A 24,322-nucleotide genomic window follows, 5' to 3' on the forward strand; every position below is an offset into this window, starting at 1 on the left:
CTGCGTCGGATGCCGGGTCGACTGTTGGGCGTGCCCGACGAGTTACCCATGTACCCACGAGACCAGTTGTCGCCGAGAAGTTGAAAGGCCGCTCCGGTCGGCAGGACCGGGGCGGCCTTTCGGTATTTCCGACTTGTACGCCGGTTCGATCAGATCGCGTTGGGCGTTGCCTTGTGGTCCGCGGTAAGCGCGGCGATGGTGTCGATCCGCGCGACGGCATCGGCGACGATGCGGTCGATGAGTTCCTTACAGGTGGGCAGGTCATCGATGATGCCGGTGACCTGTCCAGCGGCGAGCACGCCCGCATGGGTATTGCCCTCGACGAGTCCGGCGCGCAGCAGCATCGGGGTATTGGCAGCCATGACGACCTGAGACCAGCTGAGGTCCTTGGCCTTTCGCATGGCCAGACCGTCGCGGACCATGGTCGACCACTTCATGCCGGTCATACCCTTGAACTTCGCCGCATTGGCGACGGCGGCGGTTAGCCCCCGCCAGCGCCCCGAATGTTCCAGGCGATCAACGAGTTCGGTATTCAGCACACGGTGCGGCATACCGTCGACCTTGAGCGAGACCACGGTGTCCTGCAGTTGCCGCTTCAGGTACTCCTGCTTGACCGCGTCGGGCACGGTGCTCTCCTTGGTCAGCAGGAAACGCGTACCCATCGCGACACCCGCGGCGCCGTAGGCCAATGCGGCCGCCAGACCACGTCCGTCGAAGAATCCGCCCGCCGCGACAACCGGAATATCGACCGCATCCAGCACTGACGGCAGCAGCAGCGTGGTCGCCACCGGACCGGTATGCCCACCGCCCTCGCCGCCCTGCACGATCACCGCATCGGCACCCCAGGACGCGACCTTCACCGCATGCTTGGCCGCGCCGATCGACGGAATCACCACCACACCGGCATCTTTCAGCTTGGCGATGAGTTCCTGCTTCGGTGCCAACGCGAATGACGCGACGGCCACCTGCTCCCGGATCAACAGATCGATCCGTTCGGGCGCATCCGTGGCGTCGGCGCGGATATTCACCCCGAACGGCTTCTTGGTATGTGACTTGGTCTTCGCGATCGCGGCTTCCAATTCGGCGAATGTCATGGTGGCCGAGGCCAGAATCCCGAGTCCACCGGCTTCGGCCGTCGCTGACACCAGGCTCGGCCCGGCCACCCAACCCATGCCGGTCTGCACGATCGGATGTTCGATGCCGACCAACTCGGTCAGCGGTGTCCGCAGCGAGCTCATGACGGCACCTCTGATTCCCGAACCTTCTTGGGATCGAGCACATCCCGGATCAACCGCAGCTCTTCCGAGGTCGGCAGTCGAGTCTGGCCCGCTTCGGCCAGTCCGGCGATCTCGAACGAGGTGTTCTCGGCGACCTCGTCGGCGGTGACGCCCGGATGCAGACTGCGCGCCCGCATCGTGTGGTCGGGTCCCTCGAAATCGAAGACGCCGAGATTGGTGACCACCCGGTGCAGGTGATGGAACCGGTACGCCGGATTGGCCGGATCGACTTTGTCATAGCCGACGCCGGAGACGATATCGACCTGATCGACGAACACCCGACGCGTATGCCGCGAAACCCAGTAGCTGGTCGGATGATTGATGGTGTTGCCCGGCGCACCACGCGAACCGAACATCTGCCGAGTCGGCTGCTGCAACGGACCGAATGCCGACAGATTCTGATTGCCGAACCGATCGAGCTGATTGGCCCCCATCACCACATGGCGCCGACCGGAGGCGACCACATCGAACACCTTGCGGAACGGAATCCATCCCTCGATCGGTGCTTTACCGCCCAGCGGGGGAGTGTCGGCGAAGAAAAGCGCCTCGCCATCGGAGAGCAGCAGATCCGGTTCGGTGGTCAACTTGGCCAGCCGCGCGCCGATGATCGTCATGGGCGACATCGGTGAGGCCATGATTTCCCCTGCGCCGCTGAAGATCTCGGCGCAGGCGATGGCGCAGATCTCGGCCCGCGTAACGGTTTCGGTGGAAGGCCCGCCCGTCACCCGACCATCACCGCTCACGGAATCGCTTCGCGATGCTGTCATTTCTGCGCCTCCTGTGCGAACTCGCGGACGGCGGCCTGATATTCGTCCTCGGAGACCGCCAGATACTTGTCGACGAACTGCTGCCAGGACTCGGGCGTCTTGGCCGACTCCACATAGTGCTTCTGGAACTTCTCGTCGCGGCCGTAGCTGTCGGCGGCCAGGGTGAAGTGCGCGCCGCCGGGTGCCTCGACCACACCGTCGACCATCATCCGGTTGAGCAATAGCGACTGCAGCGGAACGGCTTTCACCAGTTCCTCGGTCTCCACCACCTGCTCCACCGATACGTAGCGACGCTCGGCGGCCAGGCAGTACAGGTCGTCGAAGTACGGATCGACACCGGTGTAGGCGGCATTGCCGTGTTTATCGCCGATATTCAAATGCACGAGCGCCGCATCGAGATTCAGCGCGGGCATCGCGATCAGCGTCTCGGTTCGTCCGTCGCCGTCCGGATACGGCGACGCGACGGTCTTCAGCTCGCCATCCCAGAAATTCACGACATCGGATCCGAGACCGGCGCGGATCGGCAAGAACGGCAGTCGCGCGGCCGCCGCCTCCAGCCCGCATTTCAACATGCCCTCGTCCATCTCCCGTGCCACCAGTGCGCCGGACGTCCGCGCTTTGGCGAACCACGGATCATAGAACGGCGGCGAATCCAGCGAGACGAAGCCGTAGTACGCCTTGCGTACCTTGCCCGCCGAACACAGCAGACCGAGGTCGGGTCCGCCGTAACCGACCACGGTCAGATCGGTGATATCCGAGCGCAGGATGGCCCGCACCAGCGCCATCGGCTTGCGCCGCGAGCCCCAGCCGCCGATGCCGATGGTCATACCGCTGCGCAGCTCGCCGACGACCTCGTCGAGCGACATTCGCTTGTCCCGCATCAGTTTTCCTTGCTCTCTTCCTTACGCGCGGCCAGATCGTCGTCGAACCGTGCACGGATCTCATCCGCGACACCGGCCAGATTCAGTTCGAAGGTGAAGCCCTGTTCGTAGCGGTAGCTGCGGTGCACGTCCTGCACATCGATGCCATTGAGCGCCCGCTTCGCCGCCCGGATCACCCGGCCGTCCTTGGCCGCGATGTTCTTGGCGACCTCCAGTGCGGCGGCATCGAGTTCGGCGCGCGGCACCACCTGGTACACCGAGCCGAAGTGCTGCAACTGCTGTGCGGTGATGGTGCTCGCGGTATAGAAGAGCGCGCGCATCAGATGCTGTGGCACCAGCCGGGACAGGTGAGTGGCCGCACCGAGCGCGCCGCGGTCGACCTCGGGAAGGCCGAAAGTCGCGTCATCCGAGGCGATTACGACATCGGAATTGCCGACCAGGCCGATGCCGCCGCCGAGGCAGAAGCCCTGCACCGCCGCGATGACCGGCACCGGGCAGTCGTAGACGGCCGCGAACGCCTCGAAACAGCCGTGATTCGCGTCGATCAGCGCCTGATGGCCGGGGGAGCGCTGCATCTCCTTGATATCGACCCCGGCATTGAAGCCGCGGTTCTCGGCGCGCAACACCACCACTTTGGTTTCCGGATCGCGACCGGCCGCGCGGATCTCATCCGCCAGCGTGAACCAGCCGTCGGACGGTATGGCGTTGACCGGCGGGTAGTCGACCGTGACCACGGTGATGCCGGTTGATTCGGAGTGACGGTTGATCCCCATCGCATGTCCCATCGTGTGTGCCGAGATGGTCCGAACCTCGGCGCTGATCTTTTCGAGCGACCTGCAAGCAGTCGCTGCTGACCCTTTCGAGCGACCTGCAAGCAGTCGCTGCAGACCCTTTCGAGCGACCTGCAAGCAGTCGCTACGGTCTGGCGAAGCAAGCAGTTGCTTGGTAGGTTAGCACGGTGGCACTCGAAATAGACCTCACCGGCAACGTCGTCCTCGTTACCGGCGGTGTGCGCGGGGTGGGGGCGGGCGTCAGCAGGGCCTTCCTGGCCGCGGGCGCGACCGTGGTGGCCTGCGCGCGACGCCCCGGTGACGAGCCGGTGGAGCATGCGGGCCGGGAGATCGAATACCTGCCCTGTGATGTGCGCGATGCCGATGCCGTGCAGGGTTTGGTCGACGCGATCGTCGCGCGGCACGGCCGCCTCGATCACCTGGTCAACAATGCGGGCGGCGCCCCGTTCGCCCTCGCCGCCGACGCCAGCAAGAACTTCCACAGCAAGATCATCGAATTGAATTTGCTTGCGCCCCTGCTAGTTTCGCAAGCCGCCAATGCGGTGATGCAGCAGCAGCCGGGCGGCGGCTCCATTGTGATGGTGTCCAGTGTGAGCGGGCACCGGCCGTCGCCGGGTACCGCCGCCTACGGCGCGGCCAAGGCGGGCATCGACAGCCTGACCTCCTCGCTCGCCGTCGAATGGGCGCCGAAAGTCCGGGTGAATTCGCTGGTCGTGGGGCCGGTTGTCACCGAACTGAGCGAACTGCACTATGGCGATCAAGACGGTATCGACGCCGTCGGCGCGACCATCCCGCTCGGGCGGATGGCCCGCCCCGAGGACATCGGCCGCTGCGCCGCATTCCTGACCTCATCCCTGGCCGCCTTCGTCAGCGGCGCGACGCTGCTGGTGCACGGCGGCGGTGAGCGTCCGGCATTCCTCGCGGCCTCGAATGCGAAACTCGGCGAGCAGACCGCTCAGGCCTGAACAATCGAATCCGAAACGAAGAGGACACAACAGGTTATGGACACCGAGCAGATCTGCGCGGGGCGCATTGTCATCGTCACCGGCGCCGGCCGCGGTATCGGCCGGGCGCACGCGCTCGCCTTCGCCGCCGCCGGAGCCCGCGTGGTCGTCAATGATCTCGGCTCCGCGTTGAACGGCGCGGCGACCGGTGAGACGCCCGCCGAACAGGTCGTCGCCGAGATCAAGGCGCTCGGCGGCGAGGCCGTGGCCAATGGTGACGACGTCGCGGACTGGGAGGGCGCCCGCAATCTCATCCGCCAGGCCGTCGACACCTTCGGCGGCTTGGATGTGCTGGTCAACAATGCCGGTTTCGTGCGCGACCGCATGTTGGTGAACCTGGGCGAGGACGAGTGGGATGCGGTGATCCGGGTCCACCTCAAGGGCCACTTCGCGACCATGCGCCATGCGATCGAGTACTGGCGCGGTGAGTCCAAGGCGGGTCGCCCGGTCGATGCCCGCATCATCAACACCAGCTCCGGTGCGGGGCTGCAGGGCAGTGTCGGCCAGAGCAATTACGGTGCCGCCAAAGCGGGTATCGCGGGCCTGACCCTCACCGCCTCGGCCGAATTCGCGCGCTACGGCGTCACTGTCAATGCCATTGCCCCCTCTGCCCGCACGCGGATGACCGAAACCGTCTTCGCCGAGACCATGGCGGCCCCCGAGGACGGCTTCGACGCGATGGCTCCCGAGAATGTCTCGCCGATTGTGGTCTGGCTCGGCAGCTCGCAATCCGCGGCCGTCACCGGCCGGATGTTCGAGGTCGAGGGCGGCAAGGTCGCACTCGCCGACGGCTGGCGGCACGGCACCGCCGTGGACCGTGGCGCCCGCTGGAATCCCGCCGAACTCGGCCCGGTGGTCGCCGACCTGATCGCCAAGTCCGCCCCGCCGGAGGCGGTGTACGGCGCCTGAGCGCCGAATAGTTCCGGCAGCGCCGAAAGCTGGGTGATTGCTTCACCCGACAGGGATTGGTACAGCCGTCCGATTTTTATCTTCGGCTCGGTGGTGTCGCGTCGGCGTGTCCCTCGATTCGTGTTCTGGTCGTAGGGATGCGCGGGTGCGGTCCGCGGTGGGTCCATCGCCGGGCGAGCGGACCGACACGGGTTCTACTGCGGGCATGTCCAATTCGCCGCTGCGCGGCATCGACATACGTACTGGTCTGCCCGTTTAGCGCAGGTGCGTGCAGGGGACTAACGCGGAAATGCTTTCGGGATTACAGCCGGACTTCCGAGGGCATCATCTGGGCAGTCGGCCGAGAACGGGCGCACGGCCGGTGGGGCGTGTCGAATGCTGGGCGTGGCCCGAGCCACTGCGCGGATTTGGGCTGAGGTTTACTATGGGCTCCCGTCCGTTGAAGTCCCGGAACTGAAGTGTTGCGACCGGGCAAGAGATCTGCGCTATTTCGATGAGGGGAAGGCTGGCGCTTGGCCGTTGGTCGCACGTCGCGTGTGGTCGCAGTACTTGCGACTGTCGCCGGCTTTGCGCTGCTCGGGGGGGTTTCGGCCGAAGCGCAGCCCGGCGGTGCCTGTGCGCAGTGCACGGACCCGAATAATCCGACGCCGGATTCGAACGGCGATATCTGGATGCCGCTGACGATTCCGGGCCAGTCGAGTGTGAGTTCGCCGGTCGATCCGACCGATGCCGCAGCCGGTGTCAACCCGGCTGCCGGTCCCGGGTCCGCCGCCGGTTCAGCCGCGGTGGGCGCGACGGGTCTGCTCGGCGCACTCCTCGGCGGTGGCTCGGTAGGCGTGGGCACCATTATCGGCACCGGTTCCGCGGGCGTCGGCGCGATCATCGGCACTGGCTCGGTCGGTGCCGCCACCATTCTCGGTACCGGATCCGCCGCCGTCGGTTCCGCGGCCGCCGGTACGGGCTCGGCCGCGCTCGGGACCGGTTCGGCTGTGCTCGGAACCGGTTCTGCCGCAGTCGGTTCAGCCGGTGTCGGCACCGGATCGGCACTGGCGGGCACGGGTTCGGCTGCGGTCGGTTCAGCCGGTGTCGGTTCCGCGGGCGTCGGATCGGCCGCAACCGGTTCTGCCGCTGTGGGTTCGGCCGCCGTCGGTTCCGCGGCGGCCGGCTCTGCCTCGCCACTGCTGCTGCTCCTGATCCCGCTGCCGACGCCGCCCGCGCCCGCGGTGCCACCCGCTCCGATCATCGTTCCGCCTGCACCGCCTGCACCGCCTGCACCGCCTGCACCGCCTGCACCGCCTGCACCGCCCGCATCGGCAGCGCCGCAGATCGAGCCGGTCCCGGTAGCTGCGCCGCCCGCCCCCGCTCCTGAGCAGGCACCGCCGCCTGCCGCGCCTGCCGCACCGCCCGCGGTGTCGGCCAAGCCGAATCCGGACGTCCGGCCGACCAGTGCCGACGACGGCCTGCCGCAGCCCAATGTGCTGGGTGTCGTCGGCGGCCTGATCGCGCTCGCACTGGCCGGAACCGGTTCCGGCGCAGTGAGTTTCCAGAGCGCGTCGGCCGCGCAGGCCCGCATCGATGCCGCTCGTGCCGAATTCTTCGGTCCGAGGACGTAAGGGGGCGTTCGATGAGTGACAGTAGGACCCAAAGCGGACTCCGGGCCTACCGCCGGGTCGCGGCGGCGGTCGACGCGGTATGCGCGGTCGCCGCGGATTCCGATGCGACCACCCTGGATGAGGTTGTCGCCTCCATTGCCAGCGAGCGGCGCCGTGAGATCGAAATCGCCAGCGCCGAACTGGGTCCCGGTGTCTGCGGCCAGCGCCGGTTCTATCCGGACCGCGATGTCATCGTGCTCGCCACGGCACTGCCGAGCCGCGACCACACGCTCGCACACGAATTGGGCCATATCGTCTTCGATCACGAGGGTGCGCCGGCGCCGGAGGTGATGCTGGAGGCCAGCGACGATCTGATCGCCTACATGCTCAGTCAGCGGGCGCATCAGCAGATCGTCGACGACGGCGCGGACGAACTCGCCGAATGGGAGGCCGAAACCTTTGCCGCCATGTTGATGACCCGACTCCGCGTATTCAACAGCCGGGGTGCGGGCGTCTCGGTCCTTCGATTCGATGAGGCGCTGGGATGACCCTCTGGTTGACGGCCATGCTGGTCTGGGTTGCCGCCGGTGCGCGTGTGGGGCGCGTGCTGGTGAAGCCCGCGACGACAGCCCGGGTGGCGATCGTCGTCGCGGTCGCGGCGGTCGCACTCGCGGCCACCGTCGCGGTTCCGGAGATCGCGCTGGCACTGGACAACCTGCTACCGCGCGGCCTGCATTCGGGCATGCTCTCCGACGGCATCGTCGCCTCGGCCTGGATCCTCTTCGCGGCCGCGACCTCAGTGGTCGCCTCGGCCGCGTGGCCGGTCGTCTCCCGCAGCAATCTGCGCCAGATCGCCTTCGTCATCTATGGCGTCGGTGTGCTCGCGGTCGCCGTGAATCTGTTCTGGTCCACCACCTTCGGCTGGATAGTCGTTGCGCTCGGCTGTGTATTCATCGTCGTCACCGGTGTGCGCAATCTGGACTGGACCACCCTCGGTCGTGGTATCGCGATCTACACCGCGGGCGCCGCGGTCGTTGCGGTACTGGCTGTGCTGCAGGTCCGCCGGGCCTGCACCGATGCGCCGGCCGCGCAGGCCGGCGAACCGGACTGGGCCTGGCCGATCTGGGAGGCGGCTGCGCTGCTCATCGCGTTCGGCGCGGTCTGGATCGTGGTGGAGTTGTGGGTGCGTGCACGAATCCTGTTGCGGCAGACCAAGGTTCTGCACCGCATCATGGTCGGCCGGTTTCCGGAGGTGGTCGCCCACGAGCAGACCGGTACCTCGACGCAGCTCAAGGCATCCGATCAGGTCGCGCAGATCATGGACGCGCTGTATCTGCAATCCGGCGGCGGCGTCGAATTGGTCGCCGCGGGTCCGCCACCGCCACTGGTATCGGTGCGTGCGGACCGAGTTGCGCAGTGGGCGCGAAACCCATTGGGCGATGTAGTAGTCGACGCGCGGTGGATTGCTCCGCCCGAGGGCATTAGTCCCCGCGGTTGGATCCAGGCAATCGCGCGGGCCTACGAAGCGGGCGCCGGAGCCGCTGCCCGGAATTGATCGTGTGCCATCAAAACCGATCACTCCGAAGCATTCTGAAGGACTCGCTCCGGGTATTCAATACGGTTGACATAGCAAGGAATCCGGTTGGGCTGATGGCCATGCCGGATTCCATGTGTCTACCGACGTATCCGCACAACTGATTTCGTCACAACCCGGTCACTCCAGGCGCGCGCTTTTATCGCAACCCTGTACTCGTCGCCAAGCCCATAATTCATGGGTTAGGTAAGTCGACAAGCATCCATACCCATGACGCAGTACGGTGCGACCCTGTGGGTCGCACCGTACTGCACTGTGGGAGAACCTATTCGGTACCGTCCGGAGGAATTTCGGGCAGACCTTCGCTTGCCCGCAATTTCTCCGCCATGGAGGTGAGGAGGTTCTGTGATTCTTCGGACAGATCGAACGCCCTACTCGACAACCGGCGCAGCCCGTAGCCCTGCAGCTGGGACAGCAACTCCAGATCGTGATCGATCTTGGCGGCATAGATGTCGTTGAAGAAGTAGTCCGGCTTGACCTTGAAGAACTTGGCCAGTGCAGCCACCGTTTCGTCCGACGGGTTCGTCCGCTGTCCCGACCGCAACTGCGAGAGGTACGGTTTCGAGATCGGATGCCCGGAGGCCGTCAGCGCAGCCGCAACCTCCGCGTTGGTGTGCGGCTTGCGCCCCGGGGGATGCACGGTTTCGAACAGCTTGTTCAGCCGCGCCGCGAAATCAGCCATTGTGAGCCGCCCAATTCCCTTCGCTGTACTAACAGTCGTTATCTCGGATACGTATCATTGATATTAGCGGCTCAGTAACTGAAAACCTACGCCTGATTCAGGATTTCCTTGAAGCTTCTAGGTGCCGCTCCGGTGAAGTCACTGCGACGGTTGCGTTTGCGGGTCACGCCAACGGCTCTTGAGAAGAGGTGGTGTGAACCGGTTCTGGCCCGTCGCGAGGGTCTTCCCCGATAGGTCTATGATAGCGAAAAGATAGCTGATAGGTCATCTACGTGCCTGCGCTGGACTTTGTGTGGCGTACGACACGTTTTGGGCTCATTGGGATGAACGTTCAACTTTGGAGCAGAATTGGTTGAAACTGCTACAACCGCTCGATGATGGTGCCTGTCGCCAATGCGCCGCCTGCACACATGAGCACCATCGCGGTGCTGCCGCCGGAACGCTCCAGTTCGTGCAAAGCCGTTGTGATGAGCCGAGATCCGGTTGAACCGACAGGATGTCCGAGGGCAATCGCGCCACCGTTTACATTTACCCGGTCCATGTCTGGTTTGTGTACAGAAGCCCATGAAAGTGCCACTGCCGCAAAGGCTTCATTGATCTCGAAAAGGTCGATGTCGCCGATATTCATTCCGGAGCGTTCGAGCAGCCGGGTGCACGCCTGCACCGGACCGTCGAGATGGAACTCGGGCTCCGCGCCGACGAGCACCTGGGTCACGATCCGCGCGCGCGGGCGCAAACCCGTTCGCTGCGCGGCCTTTTCGTCCATCAGCAGTACAGCGGCCGCGCCGTCGGAGATCTGCGAGGAGGTGCCCGCGGTGTGGATTCCGCCCTCCAGTACCGGCTTCAGCTTGGCCAGTCCCTCGAGCGAGGAGTCGCGCAGGCCCTGATCCCTTGTCACGTCCAGCTTTTCGCCGGTGAGCTTGCCTTCCTTATCGACGGCGGGCGCCGTCACGGTGAGCACCTCGCGATCGAAGCGTCCCTCGGCCCAGGCCTTGGCGGCCAGCCGCTGCGAGCGGACGCCGAGTTCGTCGAGATCGTCGCGAGTGAAGCCGCGCCGCTTGGCAATACGCTCGGCGGCCTCGAATTGATTCGGCAGATCGATATTCCAGGAGGCCGGGCGCCGCGGGCCCGCGTTTTCGCCGACGTTGGCGCCCAACGGAACTCGGCTCATCGCCTCCACGCCGCAAGCCATGCCGATATCGATGGCGCCGGTCGCGATCAGTCCGGCGATCAGATGGTTCGCCTGCTGCGCCGATCCGCACTGTGCATCGATGGTGGTGGCGCCGACCTGCCACGGCAGTCCGGCGTGCAGCCAGGCGACGCGGGTCACGTTATTGGACTGTTCACCGGCCTGGGTGACGCAGCCGCCGATGACCTGCTCCACCGCTGCGGGATCCAGGTGCGCCTTCTCGAGCAGTCCACGCTGGGCGAGGCCGAGCAGTTCGGCGGCGTGTAGACCGGCGAGCCAGCCGCCGCGCTTGCCGATGGGGGTGCGAGCGGCCTCGACGATGACGGGTGTGCCCATGTCCAACCTTTCCTCTGGGACAGAAACTGAAACGTGTGTTCACGCGCGATACGGCGGAGTCTGTCCTGTTCTTCCCTCATTATGCAGCCTATGCTTCAATGATTGTAGAACGTGTTTCAGTTTGTCGAAGGAGACATCTGGTGGTAGACCAGCGGAATGCCCGGCCGAATCTGCCGGATGGGTTCGATGTCACGGACCCGGACATTTATGCCGAGCGTGTTCCGGTCGAGGAGTACGCCGAACTGCGCCGTACCGCACCGATTTGGTGGAATCCGCAGCCCCCCGAGATCGGCGGCTTCCACGACGAAGGCTTCTGGGTGGTGAGCAAGCATGCCGACGTCAAGGAGGTCTCGCGCCGCAGCGATGTGTTCTCCACCTTCGAGAACACCGCGATCCCGCGCTTCAACGACGACATCACCCGCGAGCAGATCGAACTGCAGCGCTTCGTCCTGTTGAACATGGACGCACCCCAGCACACCAAACTGCGCAAGATCATCTCCCGCGGCTTCACCCCGCGCGTGATCAACAGCCTGCGTGCCGAACTGAAGACCAGGGCCGAGGCCATCGTGAAGGAGGCGGCGGAGAACGGCGCGGGTGACTTCGTCACCCAGGTCGCCTCCGAACTGCCGCTGCAGGCGATCGCCGAGCTGATCGGCATCCCGCAGGAGGACCGCAGGAAGGTCTTCACCTGGTCGAACGATATGACCGGCTATGACGATCCGGAGAGCACGGCCGATCCGGTCGCCGCCTCCGCCGAGGTGCTCGGCTACGCCTATCAAATGGCCGCGGCGCGTAAGGAATGTCCGGCCGAAGATATCGTCACCAAGCTGATCGAGGCGGATGTCGACGGCGACGAACTGACGCCGGAGGAGTTCGGCTTCTTCGTGATCATGCTGGCCGTTGCGGGCAATGAGACCACCCGCAATGCGATCACCCACGGCATGGCGGCCTTCCTGGATCATCCGGATCAGTGGGAGCTGTTCAAGAAGGAGCGTCCGGCCACCGCCGCCGACGAGATCATTCGCTGGGCCACCCCGGTCACCTCATTCCAGCGGACCGCGCTGGAGGACACCGAACTCGGCGGCGTGCAGATCAAGAAGGGCCAGCGGGTGGTCATGCTTTACCGCTCGGCCAACTTCGACGAAGAGGTCTTCGAGAATCCGGAGAAGTTCGACATCACGCGAAAGGACAACCAGCACTTGTCCTTCGGTGGTACCGGCGCGCACTTCTGCATCGGCGCGAATCTGGCGCGGATGGAGGTCGATCTGATCTTCAACGCCATTGCCGACGCCATGCCCGATATCACCAAGCTCGGTGACCCCAAGCGGCTGCGGTCCGGCTGGCTCAACGGGGTCAAGGAATTCCAGGTCGACTACAAGCCCTCGGGCTGCCCGGTCGCGCACTGAATCGCCGGGGATCCAGGCTTGTGTCGGCAGCCTGGATCCCCGGCCTTCGGTGACAGACAAGGGCCCCGCACCGGTTTGCCCAATAGCCGGTGCGGGGCCCCTGTTGTGCTGCCCCCGAGGGGAGAGGCAGCGCGCTCAGGTAATCGGCTTGGCCGTGGCCATTGCGCGGTCGACTTCCCAGAAGGCCCGCAGCGCGGCGATTTTGCCCGATGCGTCGACCTTGTAGGTGAACACGCCCTCGGCATCGATCTGGTGCCCGCCCATCTTGGTGCGGATCAGACCAGTGAAGGCGATCTCGTTACCGCAGGCGAAGGAGTCCGCGAACAGGAACTCGATCGAATCGGTCTTGGCGATCGCCATATCCCAGAAGGCCGCGATGGCATCCTTACCACGATGGCCCTTACCCTCCGGATCGAAACCCGAAGGGCCGATGGGATCTTCGACGATGCCGTCGGTTGCGAACAGATCGACCCAGGCCTGCTTATCCCTGGCCCGCACCGCGGCCTGCGATGCAAGTCCGGCGGTCCTTGCTGGATGTTCGGAAGTACTCATACGCGTGCCTTCGCGACGATGGGGTCCTCGATATTCTTCGCGGCGAACCGGCGCAGCGACTCCTGTTTGGCCGCCAGCTCACCGTCGAAGCCGATGCCATCGGCCAGCCACGGGACCACGATCGCATCGGTCACCCCGGCATCGGCCAGATCCTGATATCCGGAGCGCCCGAACTTGTCGATGCAGACCGCCTGGATCTCGAAAGGCACACTCTCCCGGCCGAATTCGGTGCGCAGTGCACCGAGCTTGCCGATGGTTACGCACAGTTCGTCGTAGGTCATCATCGCTGAGGTCCAGCCGTCGCCGACCTTGGCCGCCCGGCGCAGTGCGGGCGCGGTGTGGCCGCCGATGTAGAACGGCACCGGTTCGCTCGGCGCCGGGCTGATCTGCAGCGGGTCGAAATCGAAGAACTTACCGTGGTACTCGACCATGCCGCCGCCGAGTACCAGCTTGATCACCTCGATCATCTCGTCGACCCGTGCGCCACGGTCGGCGTAAGGCACCCCGCACCATTCGAATTCCTCAGGTGCCCAGCCGATTCCGACGCCGAACCCGAACCGGTTACCGGACAGGTTGGCGACCGAGCCCACCTGGCGCGCAAGCAGCAGCGGATTGCGCGAGCCGAGCTTGAGGACGTTGGTGTAGAAGCGAATTCGGCTGGTCACCGCCGCCATTGCGGTCGCACCGATGAGCGGGTCGACCCAGGGGGTGTCCGGGCCCCAGAAGCGGCTGCCGTCGGCGGTGTAGGGATACTTCGCCGCCGCCGACTTCATATAGAACAGCGAATCGGGTAGGGCGATCGACGAAAACCCGCACTCCTCAGCCGTTTTCGCCAACTCCGGCAGCTGCTCCAGCGGACTCAGCGCGATACCGACAGTGAACTTCAGCGGCGGAGTCATCAGTTCGGCTGCTCCGAGCCGACCACCCACATCGAGAAGTACTGCGACCCACCGCCATACGCATGTCCGAGCGCCTTCTTGGCATTCGCGACCTGGTAGTCCCCGGCCCGGCCCATGACCTGCTTGGCGGCCTCGGCGAATCGGATGAGCCCGGAGGCACCGATCGGGTTCGAGGAAAGCACGCCGCCGGACGGATTGACCGGGAGGGTGCCGCCGATCTCGGTCTCGCCCTTATCGGTGAGCTTCCAACCATCGCCCTGCGGGACGAAGCCCAGGTTCTCCAGCCACATCGGCTCGAACCAGGAGAACGGCACGTAGATCTCGGCGACATCGATTTCGTTGAGCGGGTCGGTAATTCCGGCGGCCTGCCACAGTGCGGCCGCGGCATCCTGTCCGGCCTGTGGATTGACCTGGTCGCGTCCGGCGAAGGTGGTCGGTTCGGTGCGCATGGCGGTGCCGTGCACCCACGCGACCTTCTTACCGGTGGCCTCCACAGCCTTCGCGGCATCCTCGTCGCCGATCACCAGGGCGCACGCACCGTCCGAGGACGGGCAGGTCTCGTCGAATCGGATGGGATCCCACAGCATTTGGGAGGAGAGCACCTTCTCCAGCGTGATGTCGGGCTGGTGCAGATGTGCCAGCGGGTTCTTCGCTCCGTTGCGGCGATCCTTTACCGCGACCATCGCGCCGATATGGCCCGGCGCGTTCGATCGGCGGATGTAGGAACGTACGTGCGGTGCGAAGTAGCCGCCCGCGCCCGCGCCGACCGGCATGGTGAAGGGCACCGGAACCGACAGTGCCCACATGGCATTCGATTCCGACTGCTTCTCCCAGGCAATGGCGAGTACGCGCTTGTGTACTCCGGCCTGTACCAGATTGGCGGCGACGATACCGGTGGAGCCGCCGACGGATCCGGCGGTGTGCACGCGCAACAACGGCTTTCCGGTGGCGCCCAACGCATCCGCCAGATACAGCTCGGGCATCATGACGCCCTCGAAGAAGTCCGGCGCCTTACCGACCACCACCGCATCGATATCGGCGATGGTGAGTCCGGCGTCGACGAGTGCACGATCGATTGCCTCGCGGCACATGCCCGCCATGGACACATCGGTTCGTTTCGTCACGTGATGGGTTTGTCCGGTGCCGAGCACCGCAGCGGGGAAACTCATCGGCTCGCCTCCGAATCCAAAACGGCTACCAAGTTCTGTTGCAGGGCCGGACCGCTGCTGGCATGGGCGAGCGCCCGATTCGCGGTGCCCGCGATAATCGCCTCGGCCGCGAAGCCGATGCGCTCCAGACCCGCCGCGAACATCGGATTGGCGGCGAGTGCGCCGCCCGACGGATTCACCTTGGTCTCGGACCGCAAACCGATGGCCTCGGCGAGAATCAACTGCTGATGGCTGAACTGCGCATGCAGTTCGGCGATATCGAAGCCGCTGGTATCGCCGCCGGTAACCGACTGTGCCGCAGCCGAAGTCGATGGGGATACGGTGAGATCGCGGGCACCGAGATTGGGGGTGTCCACCCGATGCGCCATGCCGGTGATCCAGGCCGGGCGCTCGCACAGTTCGCGCGCCCGGTCGCCGACCGCGAGCACGATGGCGGCCGCGCCGTCGGTGACCGGCGCGACATCGTGCGCGCGCAGCGGATCAGCGACATACGGTGTGGCGAGCAGAGTTTCGATATCGCCGGAATCACCCGCGGCCACCGCCGCCATATCGCGCTCGGTCCAGCGTCCCGCATCCAGTCCGGCCTGCGCCTGCAGACCGGCGATGGACAGTGCGTCCGGCCACAGCGGAGTGACCAGATACGGATCGAGCTGCATGGTCAGAACCTGGCGCAGCGTACCTGCCGAGGACTTGCCGAACCCGTACACCAGCGCCGTCTGCGCCTGGCCTGAGCGGAGTTTCACGAATGCCTCGTAGAGCGCCCACGCGGCGTCCATTTCGACATGCGATTCGTTGATCGGCGGCACCGCACCGATGGCATCGACCGCCGAGATGAACGAGAAGGCGCGGCCGGCAAGGTAATCCGAGGAACCGGAGCACCAGAAGTCGATATCGGACTTGGTAATGCCGAGTCGGGCGTAGAGCTGCTGGAAGATGGGCACCAGCATCTCGACACCATTGGTGGTGCCGAAGGTCTCCGGCACATGCGGTGCGTGCGCGAAGCCCACAACCGCGATGTCGCTAGGGGGACGGTAGCCGTCGGAGCGTGCGGAGGCGGCGGGGTGGGTAGGCAGAGCGTTGTTCGTCAACGTGGCCTCTCAGAGGTGGTGCTTATAGGTCTCGTAGTCGGCATCCGGCTCGCCGGTGGGTCGGAAGTGGTCCACATTGCTGAGCCCGAAGCCCCACTCCTCGCGCGGTTTCCACACCGCCTCCACCCGCATGCCCATCCGCACCTCGTTCGCGTCGCAACCGAGCACCAGGTGCAGCACCGGGATATCCGCGCCGTCGAGCAGCACATATGCCGCCACGTACGGCGGTTTGATCCGCTGGCCCATGAACGGCACATTCACGATGCAGAAGGTGGTGACGATGCCGCGGTCGGGCAGTTCGACGATTTCGTCGGTCGGCCTGCCGTCGGTCGGATTGGCGCCGCGCGGCGGGAAGTACACCTTGCCCGCGGCGTCCGTGCGCCCGCCGAGCAGCTTGCCCTCGGCCAGACCGCGCAGGTAGATGGTCTCCTGCGGCGATGCGCTGTGCATGTAGTGCAGGTCGACCGGGGTAATGAGTACCTCGATCGGCTCGCCGTCCACGCTGGATTCCGCCGGTGCGGTGGACGTCTCGCCCGGTTCGAAGCAGGCGATGTCCTTGATGCTGCCGATGGTCTCGTCGGCCCAGCGTGCGACCACGCGCAATCCGGTGTGGATGTCCTCGGGTGTGGAAACATCGACGGCGTGCAGCAGCGTGGTGTCCGCGCCGTCGAGCTTGATCAGGGCCCAGGCGAACGGGCGGTCGAACGGCTGACCGGGCAGTGGATCGCGCACAAAGGTCCACGACTGGACGGTGCCGGTATCCGCCACATCGACGAATTCGGTAAGCGGTGCGGAGGTGACCGGATCGTATTCCGGCGGCGGCACCAATACCCGCCCGTCCGAGCCGCGCACACCGACGATCCGGCGGGCGCGCAGCTTGGCCAGGAAGGTGCCGATGGTCGGTCCGACCGATCGCGTGTAGTCGAATTGCACCCGAAGGGGTGCACTGAGTACGTCGGGCGCGGCAGTGTTCAATTCCGACCCTCTCTCATCCGCGATTGTCCCGGATGCGGTATTCCCCTGAGTCACGATATCGAGTAGAACAGGTTCTTATTCTGGTGGCAAGAAGTTGGCTGGAAAGAGGTCTCCCATGAAGTTCGGATTGCAACTCGGGTACTGGATGGCGCAGCCGCCACAGAATGCCGGTGAGATGGTGGTCGCCGCCGAGGCGGCCGGTTTCGACGCGGTCTTCGCGGCCGAATCCTGGGGGTCGGATGCCTTCGGACCGCTGATGTGGTGGGGCTCGTCGACGAATCGGGTGCGGCTGGGCACTTCGGTGGTCCAGATGTCTGCGCGCACGCCCGCCGCGACAGCCATGCACGCACTGACGCTGGATCATCTCAGCGGTGGCCGGGCCATCCTCGGGCTCGGTGTTTCGGGGCCGCAGGTGGTGGAGGGCTGGTACGGGCAGCCGTTCGCCAAGCCGTTGCAGCGCACCAGGGAGTACGTCGGCATCATCCGCCGGATTCTGGAGCGGCAGGCGCCGGTCACCAATGACGGGCCGCAGTACCCGCTGCCATACACCGGGCCGGGCGCCACCGGACTAGGGAAGCCGCTCAAGCCGATCGTGCATCCGCTACGAGCGGATTTGCCGATCTGGCTGGGTGCGGAGGGTCCGAAGAATGTGGCGCTGACGGCCGAGATCGCCGACGGCTGGCTGGCGATCTACTACGCACCGCGGCTGGCCGGCATGTACAACGACTGGCTCGACGAGGGCTTCGCCAGGGCGGGCGCACGGCGTTCGCGGGCGGATTTCGAGATCGCCGCGAGCTGTCAGGTGGTGATCACCGACGATCCCAAGAGCGAGTTGGAGCGGATGCGCTGGATCATGGCTCTCTACATCGGCGGCATGGGCGCACCCGAACTGAATTTCCACGCCCAGGTGTACCGGCGGATGGGCTATGAACGCGAGGTCGACGAGATCGGCAGGCTTTTCCAATCCGGGAAGAAGGCCGAGGCCGCCGCCATGGTGCCGGATGAGCTGATTTTGGATACATCGATCATCGGCGACGAGGAGCATGTGCGTAAGCAACTCGGGGTCTGGGAGGCCGCGGGTGTCACCGAGATGCTGGTGTCGGTTCCAGATATCGAGCAATTGCATCGGCTCGCACCCCTTGTACAGATGTAGAACACGTTCTAGATTCGTAGGGGTGACTGATTCACCCACCTCGTCGGCTTCGTCTCCACACCATCCCCCGATGGAGTCAGTAGAAATTCTCGGTCTCTGGAACATCGCGAACGCGGAACCCGATCGGATCGCACTGGTGGATCCGTCCGGCCGCGAGGTGAGCTATCGCGAATTGGCCACGCTCGCGAACCGTTACGGCACCGGCCTACGGGCAGTCGGCCTGCAGCCCGGCGACGTGCTGGTCACCATGGTGCACAACTGCGTCGAGGCGGTCGCCGCGTACTTCGCGGCCTACCAGGCCGGGTTGTACATCGTCGCGGTGAACTGGCATCTGACCGGTCCGGAGGTCGCCTATATCCTCGCCGACAGCGAGGCCAAGGCCTTCATCGCCAGTGATCGGTTCGCCGCCGCCGCGATCGCCGCCGCCGATGAGGCCGGGTTGCCCGCCACCGCGCGTTTCGCGGTCGGCGAGATAGCGGGCTTCAAGTCGGTGTCGTGGCTGGGTGCGGCCGATACCGGTCGGCCCGATAACCGGACCACCGGTGCGCCGATGCTCTACACCTCGGGAACCACGGGGCGGCCCAAGGGCGTTCGGCGCCCGCTCACCGGGACCGACCCGGATGTCGTTCCGGTGTATTCGTCCGCGTTCTTCGGGCTGTTCGGACTGAAGCCCTACGACGAGCACGTGCACATCTGTGGTTCGCCGCTGTACCACACGGCCGTGCTGAACTTCGCCACCATCTCGATCCAGTTGGGGCACAAGCTCGTTCTGATGGATCGCTGGGATGCGGAGGAGATGCTGCGGCTCATCGACAAGCACCGGGTGACCCACAGCCATATGGTTCCGACCCAGTTCCACCGCCTGCTCGCGCTGCCCGCCGACGTACGCGCCAAGTACGACGTTTCTTCATTGCGCAGCATGGTGCACGGTGCGGCGCCGTGCCCGGCCGAGACCAAGCGGCAGATGCTGGAGTGGTGGGGTCCGACGGTCACCGAGTACTACGCGGCCACCGAGGGCGGCGGCACGGTGATCAACGGGACCGAATGGCTGACGAAGCCCGGATCGGTCGGCAAGGCTTGGCCCTGGTCGGTGATCAAGGTGTTGAGCGAGGAAGACGGCTCCGAAGTCCCCACCGGCGAGACCGGTCTGGTCTATATGCGGATGGGCACGTCCAGCTTCGAATACCACCACGCCAAGGAGAAGACCGAAGAGGCAAGGGTCGGTGACCTTTTCACGGTCGGCGATATCGGCCACCTCGACGAGGACGGCTACCTCTACCTGCACGACCGCCGCTCCGATCTGATCCTGTCCGGCGGTGTGAACATCTACCCGGCCGAGATCGAGAATGTGCTGACCACGCACCCGAAGGTCGAGGATGTCGCGGTCTTCGGTCTGCCCCATCCAGATTGGGGCCAGGAGGTCAAGGCTGTCGTCCAGCCGGTCGCCGGTGTCGAGGGCAACGACGAACTGACCGCCGAGCTATTGGCCTACGCCGCAACCCAATTGGCGAAGTACAAGATGCCCCGCTCCATCGACTACCTGGACGAACTGCCCCGCGACCCCAACGGCAAGCTCTACAAGCGCAAGCTCCGCGACCGCTACATCCCGGCGTCGTAGCGCCATCGGACGCAGCGGATTGCTGTCGCACACCGAGTGACGGTCGCGCAGAGGGTATACCTTCTGCGCGACGGTCATTGCCCCTGTCCGTCCCTCCCCGAACCCTGGCGGCCCACCTCACACAGTCGGTTCGCGCAACTCCGGCGCCAAACCGAAAAGCGGGAACAGCTTCTCGGTATCGAGGAAGAAGTTGAGTCCGGCGATCGAGTCGCCGTCGAGTTCCAGCACAGTGATGGACCAGGGCACCCAGACGCCCGGCTCGGTCTCGCTCGGCTTGTAGTGGCCGAACGCGGGCAGCCCGTTGGCGCCTTCCAGCCGGATCATGCGGGAATCGCGGCAGCCCTTGCCGTGGCCGAGCATGAACGCGGCCACATTCTCGGGGCCCGAGACCCACAGTTCGATCGGCGGCATGGACAGTGCCACATCGGTTTTCAGCAGGGTGGTCAGGGTGTCCATATCGTAGGCCTCGAAGGCCTTGACGAAATCGTCGACGAGTTTGCGCTGATCGTCATCGGTTTCGTCATAGGTGTCGGTGGCCGTCGGCTGCACCTTCGACATGGTGGCCCTGGCTCGCTGTAGTGCGCTGTTCACCGAGGCGGGGGACATGGTGAGTGCCTCGGCCGTCTCGCTGGCCGAGAACCGCAGCACCTCGCGCATGATCAGGATGGCGCGCTGGGTCGCGGGTAGATGCTGACAGGCCGCGACGAACGCCAGCCGCAATGTGTCCTTGGCCGAGGCGTGCTCGGCCGGATCCGATCCGAAGGCCAGTGCGTTCGGGATCGGTTCGATCCAGACGTAATCCGGCTGCGGCATCGGCATCGGCGAATCCGGCCGCGCCGGACCGGACAGATCCATCGGCCGGGCCCGGCGCTGCGGGCCGTCGAGCATATCGAGGCAGACATTGGTGGTGATCTTGTACAGCCAGGACCTCAGGCTGGCGCGACCCTCGAACGCGTCGTAGGACTTCCACGCGCGAGTGAAGGTCTCCTGCACCGCGTCCTCCGCTTCGAAGGAGGAGCCGAGCATGCGATAGGCGTAGGCGCACAGTTCCCGCCGATGTCCTTCGAAGGACTCGAGGACATCCGGGGTGAGGCCGACGGAGTCGTTCATGGGTGTCACCCTGCCACAGCCCACCGACACATTCGAGACCCCAATTAGCACAATCGAGCGCCGCTGGACGCAGTCCGTCATCAGTCCCTTGCGCTTCGGCGAGCGAAGGCCATACCGTCGCCTACCTGCGGCTTCAAGATCATGATGGCGGCGAACAGACGTGTCCGGCTACACAGCGCGCGAAACCGATGAGTTTCGCGCGCTCGATCCGTCTCTACATAGAGACCGCCGACGCCGACGTAAGGGATCCCGCATGCCCAGCAAGATGATCTTCATCAACCTTCCCGTCGCGGACCTGGGCCGGTCCAGAAACTTCTACGAGGCGATCGGCTGGAAGGTCAATCAGGACTTCACCGATGAGAATGCCGCGTGCATCGTCATCGACGACAACATCTGCGCCATGCTGCTGACCAAGGACTTCTATTCGAACTTCAGCAAGCGCCCGATCGCCGACACGATCGCGACCAGCGGTGGCGCATACGCGTTATCCCTGGCCAGCGCACAAGAGGTCGACGCACTCACCGATGCCGCCCTGGCCGCAGGTGCCACCGAGGAAATCCACGAGGACCGCCGCGCCCAGGAGGCCCAGGTCGGTATGTTCGGCCGCACTTTTATCGATCCGGACGGCCACCAGTGGGAGCCCTTCTGGATGGACTATCCCGGCAACTGATCCACGCCGACGGCGGTCGAATAGTGGCCCAGCGACCCAGGTACCACCAGTCGACCCGCCTGGGCCCGAACGTAGTTCAGCTGCCGGTGAAGGTGGGCTTGCGCTTCTCGGCGAAGGCCTTCGGGCCCTCTTTGGCATCGGCCGACCGGAAGACCGACATGCCGAGTTCGGCCTCGATCTGGAAGGCGTCCTCTTCCGGCATGGCCTCGGTTTCCCGAATGGTGCGCAGAATCGCCTGCACCGCGAGGGGACCGTTGGCCGCGATCTGCGCGGCGAGTTCGAGGGCCTTGTCCAGTGCGGTGCCGTCCGGGACTACATGCCCGATCAGCCCGATCTCCTTGGCTTCGCCGGCGGTGATGTGCCTGCCGGTCAGCAGAATGTCAGCGGCGACGGTGTAGGGAATCTGGCGGACCAGCCGCACGGCCGAGCCGCCGAGCGGGAACAGACCCCAACGCGCCTCGGATACACCGAATTTCGCGCCTTCGGCGGCCACCCGGATATCGGTGCCCTGCAGGATTTCGGTGCCACCGGCGATGGCCGGACCCTCCACCGCCGCGATCAGCGGTTTGGTGAGTCGACGGCCCTTGAGCAGCGCCTCCAATTTGGTCGGATCGAAGCTGCTCGCGTTGTCGCCGGGGTGCCGCGCGGTCATCGCCTTGAGGTCCATGCCCGCACAGAACGCACCGCCCGCACCGGTCAGGATCGCGACGCGGATATCGGGATCGTTGTCCACCTGGTCCCAGGCGTCGCGCATGATCGCCATCATCTCGGCCGAAAGGGCATTGCGGGCCTCGGGCCGATTCATGGTGACGATGAGTACGTGATCGCGCTTCTCGACGAGGCAATCGGGCATTGCTGATTCTCCTGACTTTCCAGGGGGCGGCGCCGGCCGGGGTGGGCAAATTCGGCCTTGTCAGAAACAGTAACACGTTCTATTTTTAGCTTTGTGAGCTACAACATAGCGGACCTAGTCGAACACGCCATCGATCTGATGCCCGACCGCGTAGCGCTGGCCGACGACGGCCGCGAGGTGACTTACGCGCAGCTGGAGGAGCGGGCCAACAAGCTCGCGAACTACCTGCTGCAACAGGGTGTCCAACCGGGTGACAAAGTGGGCATCTATTCACGGAACACCGTCGAGGCCGTCGAGGCCATGGTCGCGGTCTTCAAGGCGCGCGCCGTGATGATCAACGTGAACTTCCGGTACGTCGAGAACGAGTTGCAGTACATTTTCGACAACTCGGATATGGTCGCGCTGATCCACGAGCGCCGCTACAGCGACCGGGTGGCCGGGGTTCGCCCGAATACGCCCCTGCTGAAGACGGTCATCGTCGTGGACGACGATACGACCGGCACCATTGCGACCGCAGCCGATTCGGTCGAATACGAGACGGTGCTGGCCGAGTCCTCCGGTGAGCGCGACTTCGGCGAGCGCTCGGCCGATGACATCTTCATGCTCTACACCGGCGGCACCACCGGTCTGCCCAAGGGCGTTATGTGGCGGCATGAGGACTGGTGGCGCGTGCTCGGCGGCGGCATCAACTTCCTCACCGGCGAATACGTCGAGGACGAATGGCATCAGGCCAAAACCGGTGCGGGCAATCCGCAGATGGTTCGGTTCCCGATTCCGCCGATGATTCACGGCGGCTCACAGACCGCGACCTTCCACAGCCTGTTCGATGGCGGTAAGGCCGTGATGATTCCGGAGTTCACCGGACACGGCGTGTGGCAGCACATCGATCGGCACAAGATCAACCTCATCTTCATCACCGGTGACGCCATGGCCCGGCCGATGATGGATGCGCTGGCCGAGGGCAATCCGGAAACCGGTGAGCCGTACGATCTTTCGAGCCTGTACCTGATCGCCAGCAGTGCGGCGCTCTTCTCGCCGACGCTCAAGGACCAGTTCCTGGAACGCCTGCCGAACCGGATGATCACCGATTCCATCGGGTCCTCCGAGACCGGCTTCGGCGGTCTCGCCGTTGTCGCCAAGGGCGCAAACCACACCGGCGGCCCGCGGGTGAAGATCGATGCCGCCACCCAGGTGCTCGACGACCAGGGCAATCCGGTGGAACCCGGCTCCGGGCAGGTCGGTTTCCTCGCGCGCAGCGGCCACATTCCGGTCGGCTACTACAAGGACGAGGTCAAGACCAAGGCAACGTTCAAGGAGTTCAACGGAATTCGCTACTCCATCCCCGGCGATTACGCCCGGGTCGAGGAGGACGGCACCGTCACCATGCTCGGGCGCGGTTCGGTGAGCATCAATAGCGGCGGCGAGAAGATCTATCCGGAGGAGGTCGAGGGCGCACTCAAGATCCACCCCGAGATCTTCGACGCACTCGTGGTCGGTGTTCCGGACGAGCGGTGGGGACAGCGGGTGGCCGCGGTCGTGCAGTGTCGCGGCGACAAGCGTCCCACCCTCGACGAACTGCGTCCGGTGCTCACCCAGGAGATCGCGCCCTACAAGCTGCCGCGCAGCGTGTGGTTCGTCGATCAGATCAAGCGCAATCCGGCGGGCAAGCCCGATTACCGTTGGGCCAAGGCGCAAACCGAGGAGCGTCCCGCCGACGAGCACGCCGAGGCGAGCAGCAAGTAAAACGGTAGGTACGACCGATATCGGCAAGGTCTGCCGCGATATTGCGGCCGACCTTGCCTTTTGC

23 protein-coding genes are annotated in these 24,322 nt (G+C 65.1%); 10 read left to right on the plus strand and 13 right to left on the minus strand.

Translation table 11 applies throughout. The features are described 5' to 3' along the window. Positions 1-149: 149 nt before the first annotated feature. From OIE68_RS34515 to OIE68_RS34530, 4 genes are read right to left on the minus strand one after another with little or no spacing between them, the layout of a single operon-like run. Positions 150-1,238: an NAD(P)H-dependent flavin oxidoreductase gene (locus tag OIE68_RS34515; RefSeq protein WP_327095142.1), complete on the minus strand. Its 1,089-nt coding sequence runs from the start codon at positions 1,236-1,238 to the stop codon at positions 150-152. After that, positions 1,235-2,044, minus strand: a complete 810-nt coding sequence (locus OIE68_RS34520; protein ID WP_327095143.1) for a CoA-transferase — start codon at positions 2,042-2,044, stop codon at positions 1,235-1,237. The genes OIE68_RS34515 and OIE68_RS34520 overlap by 4 nt, the downstream gene beginning before the upstream one ends. After that, complete coding sequence (locus OIE68_RS34525; protein WP_327095144.1) at positions 2,041-2,925, minus strand: CoA transferase subunit A; 885 nt, start codon at positions 2,923-2,925, stop codon at positions 2,041-2,043. The genes OIE68_RS34520 and OIE68_RS34525 overlap by 4 nt, the downstream gene beginning before the upstream one ends. Beyond that, complete coding sequence (locus tag OIE68_RS34530; protein WP_327095145.1) at positions 2,925-3,698, minus strand: enoyl-CoA hydratase family protein; 774 nt, start codon at positions 3,696-3,698, stop codon at positions 2,925-2,927. Before OIE68_RS34530 ends, OIE68_RS34525 begins: the two co-directional genes overlap by 1 nt. A 185-nt stretch (positions 3,699-3,883) precedes the next feature. On the opposite strand from OIE68_RS34530, the gene OIE68_RS34535 reads away from it, so the two are divergent. From OIE68_RS34535 to OIE68_RS34555, 5 genes are all read left to right on the plus strand, one after another. Continuing rightward, positions 3,884-4,681 (plus strand): SDR family oxidoreductase, encoded by a 798-nt coding sequence (locus tag OIE68_RS34535; RefSeq protein WP_327095146.1) that lies wholly within the window; start codon positions 3,884-3,886, stop codon positions 4,679-4,681. A 36-nt stretch (positions 4,682-4,717) separates the two neighbouring features. Further along, a complete protein-coding gene (locus tag OIE68_RS34540; RefSeq protein WP_327095147.1) occupies positions 4,718-5,629 on the plus strand; it encodes an SDR family oxidoreductase in 912 nt (303 codons plus the stop codon). A gap of 536 nt (positions 5,630-6,165) precedes the next feature. Beyond that, positions 6,166-7,242, plus strand: a complete 1,077-nt coding sequence (locus OIE68_RS34545; protein WP_327095148.1) for a hypothetical protein — start codon at positions 6,166-6,168, stop codon at positions 7,240-7,242. A gap of 11 nt (positions 7,243-7,253) precedes the next feature. After that, positions 7,254-7,769: an ImmA/IrrE family metallo-endopeptidase gene (locus OIE68_RS34550; RefSeq protein ID WP_327095149.1), complete on the plus strand. Its 516-nt coding sequence runs from the start codon at positions 7,254-7,256 to the stop codon at positions 7,767-7,769. Next, entirely contained in the window at positions 7,766-8,776 is a 1,011-nt protein-coding gene (locus tag OIE68_RS34555; protein ID WP_327095150.1) for a hypothetical protein, read from the plus strand. Before OIE68_RS34550 ends, OIE68_RS34555 begins: the two co-directional genes overlap by 4 nt. A gap of 304 nt (positions 8,777-9,080) precedes the next feature. Here the strand turns inward: OIE68_RS34555 and OIE68_RS34560 are convergent, their stop codons facing one another. Further along, positions 9,081-9,497 (minus strand): helix-turn-helix domain-containing protein, encoded by a 417-nt coding sequence (locus tag OIE68_RS34560; protein WP_011207048.1) that lies wholly within the window; start codon positions 9,495-9,497, stop codon positions 9,081-9,083. A 361-nt stretch (positions 9,498-9,858) separates the two neighbouring features. Beyond that, positions 9,859-11,022: a steroid 3-ketoacyl-CoA thiolase gene (locus tag OIE68_RS34565; protein WP_327095151.1), complete on the minus strand. Its 1,164-nt coding sequence runs from the start codon at positions 11,020-11,022 to the stop codon at positions 9,859-9,861. A gap of 98 nt (positions 11,023-11,120) precedes the next feature. Between OIE68_RS34565 and OIE68_RS34570 the strand changes: the two genes are divergently transcribed. After that, the gene (locus OIE68_RS34570) at positions 11,121-12,428 is read left to right on the plus strand and encodes a cytochrome P450 (protein WP_327095152.1); all 1,308 of its coding nucleotides are present in this window, start codon (positions 11,121-11,123) and stop codon (positions 12,426-12,428) included. A 135-nt stretch (positions 12,429-12,563) separates the two neighbouring features. Here OIE68_RS34570 and OIE68_RS34575 read toward each other — a convergent pair whose 3' ends face one another. The 5 genes from OIE68_RS34575 to OIE68_RS34595 are packed head-to-tail and all read right to left on the minus strand — an operon-like array spanning position 12,564 to position 17,111. After that, a complete protein-coding gene (locus OIE68_RS34575; protein ID WP_327095153.1) occupies positions 12,564-12,980 on the minus strand; it encodes a nuclear transport factor 2 family protein in 417 nt (138 codons plus the stop codon). Next, positions 12,977-13,867, minus strand: a complete 891-nt coding sequence (locus tag OIE68_RS34580) for a TIGR03619 family F420-dependent LLM class oxidoreductase (protein WP_327101931.1) — start codon at positions 13,865-13,867, stop codon at positions 12,977-12,979. The genes OIE68_RS34575 and OIE68_RS34580 overlap by 4 nt, the downstream gene beginning before the upstream one ends. Before the next feature lie 11 nt (positions 13,868-13,878). Beyond that, positions 13,879-15,048 (minus strand): thiolase domain-containing protein, encoded by a 1,170-nt coding sequence (locus OIE68_RS34585; RefSeq protein ID WP_327095154.1) that lies wholly within the window; start codon positions 15,046-15,048, stop codon positions 13,879-13,881. After that, positions 15,045-16,121: a thiolase domain-containing protein gene (locus OIE68_RS34590; RefSeq protein ID WP_327101932.1), complete on the minus strand. Its 1,077-nt coding sequence runs from the start codon at positions 16,119-16,121 to the stop codon at positions 15,045-15,047. Before OIE68_RS34590 ends, OIE68_RS34585 begins: the two co-directional genes overlap by 4 nt. A gap of 24 nt (positions 16,122-16,145) precedes the next feature. Continuing rightward, on the minus strand, positions 16,146-17,111 hold the full coding sequence (locus OIE68_RS34595; RefSeq protein ID WP_327095155.1) for a Zn-ribbon domain-containing OB-fold protein: 966 nt from the start codon (positions 17,109-17,111) through the stop codon (positions 16,146-16,148). A gap of 115 nt (positions 17,112-17,226) precedes the next feature. Here OIE68_RS34595 and OIE68_RS34600 point away from each other — a divergent pair, with 115 nt between their 5' ends. Together OIE68_RS34600 and OIE68_RS34605 are read left to right on the plus strand one after the other, a co-directional pair. Further along, positions 17,227-18,264, plus strand: coding sequence for an LLM class F420-dependent oxidoreductase (locus tag OIE68_RS34600; protein ID WP_327095156.1), 1,038 nt, complete (start codon positions 17,227-17,229; stop codon positions 18,262-18,264). A 70-nt stretch (positions 18,265-18,334) separates the two neighbouring features. Beyond that, positions 18,335-19,882, plus strand: a complete 1,548-nt coding sequence (locus tag OIE68_RS34605; protein ID WP_327095157.1) for an acyl-CoA synthetase — start codon at positions 18,335-18,337, stop codon at positions 19,880-19,882. Positions 19,883-19,999: 117 nt separating this feature from the next. Here OIE68_RS34605 and OIE68_RS34610 read toward each other — a convergent pair whose 3' ends face one another. Next, positions 20,000-20,992 carry a sigma-70 family RNA polymerase sigma factor gene (locus OIE68_RS34610; protein ID WP_327095158.1) on the minus strand — a complete coding sequence of 331 codons (993 nt, stop codon included), beginning with the start codon at positions 20,990-20,992 and terminating at the stop codon, positions 20,000-20,002. Between the two features lie 253 nt (positions 20,993-21,245). Between OIE68_RS34610 and OIE68_RS34615 the strand changes: the two genes are divergently transcribed. Beyond that, positions 21,246-21,662 (plus strand): VOC family protein, encoded by a 417-nt coding sequence (locus tag OIE68_RS34615; RefSeq protein ID WP_040686303.1) that lies wholly within the window; start codon positions 21,246-21,248, stop codon positions 21,660-21,662. 76 nt (positions 21,663-21,738) lie between these two features. Here OIE68_RS34615 and OIE68_RS34620 read toward each other — a convergent pair whose 3' ends face one another. Then, positions 21,739-22,515, minus strand: coding sequence for a crotonase/enoyl-CoA hydratase family protein (locus tag OIE68_RS34620; protein WP_327095159.1), 777 nt, complete (start codon positions 22,513-22,515; stop codon positions 21,739-21,741). 93 nt (positions 22,516-22,608) lie between these two features. Here OIE68_RS34620 and OIE68_RS34625 point away from each other — a divergent pair, with 93 nt between their 5' ends. Next, on the plus strand, positions 22,609-24,258 hold the full coding sequence (locus tag OIE68_RS34625; RefSeq protein ID WP_327095160.1) for an acyl-CoA synthetase: 1,650 nt from the start codon (positions 22,609-22,611) through the stop codon (positions 24,256-24,258). Positions 24,259-24,322: the final 64 nt, after the last annotated feature.

The sequence above is a fragment of the Nocardia vinacea genome, assembly GCF_035920345.1.
In the GTDB taxonomy this organism is placed as follows: Bacteria; Actinomycetota; Actinomycetes; order Mycobacteriales; family Mycobacteriaceae; genus Nocardia; species Nocardia vinacea_A.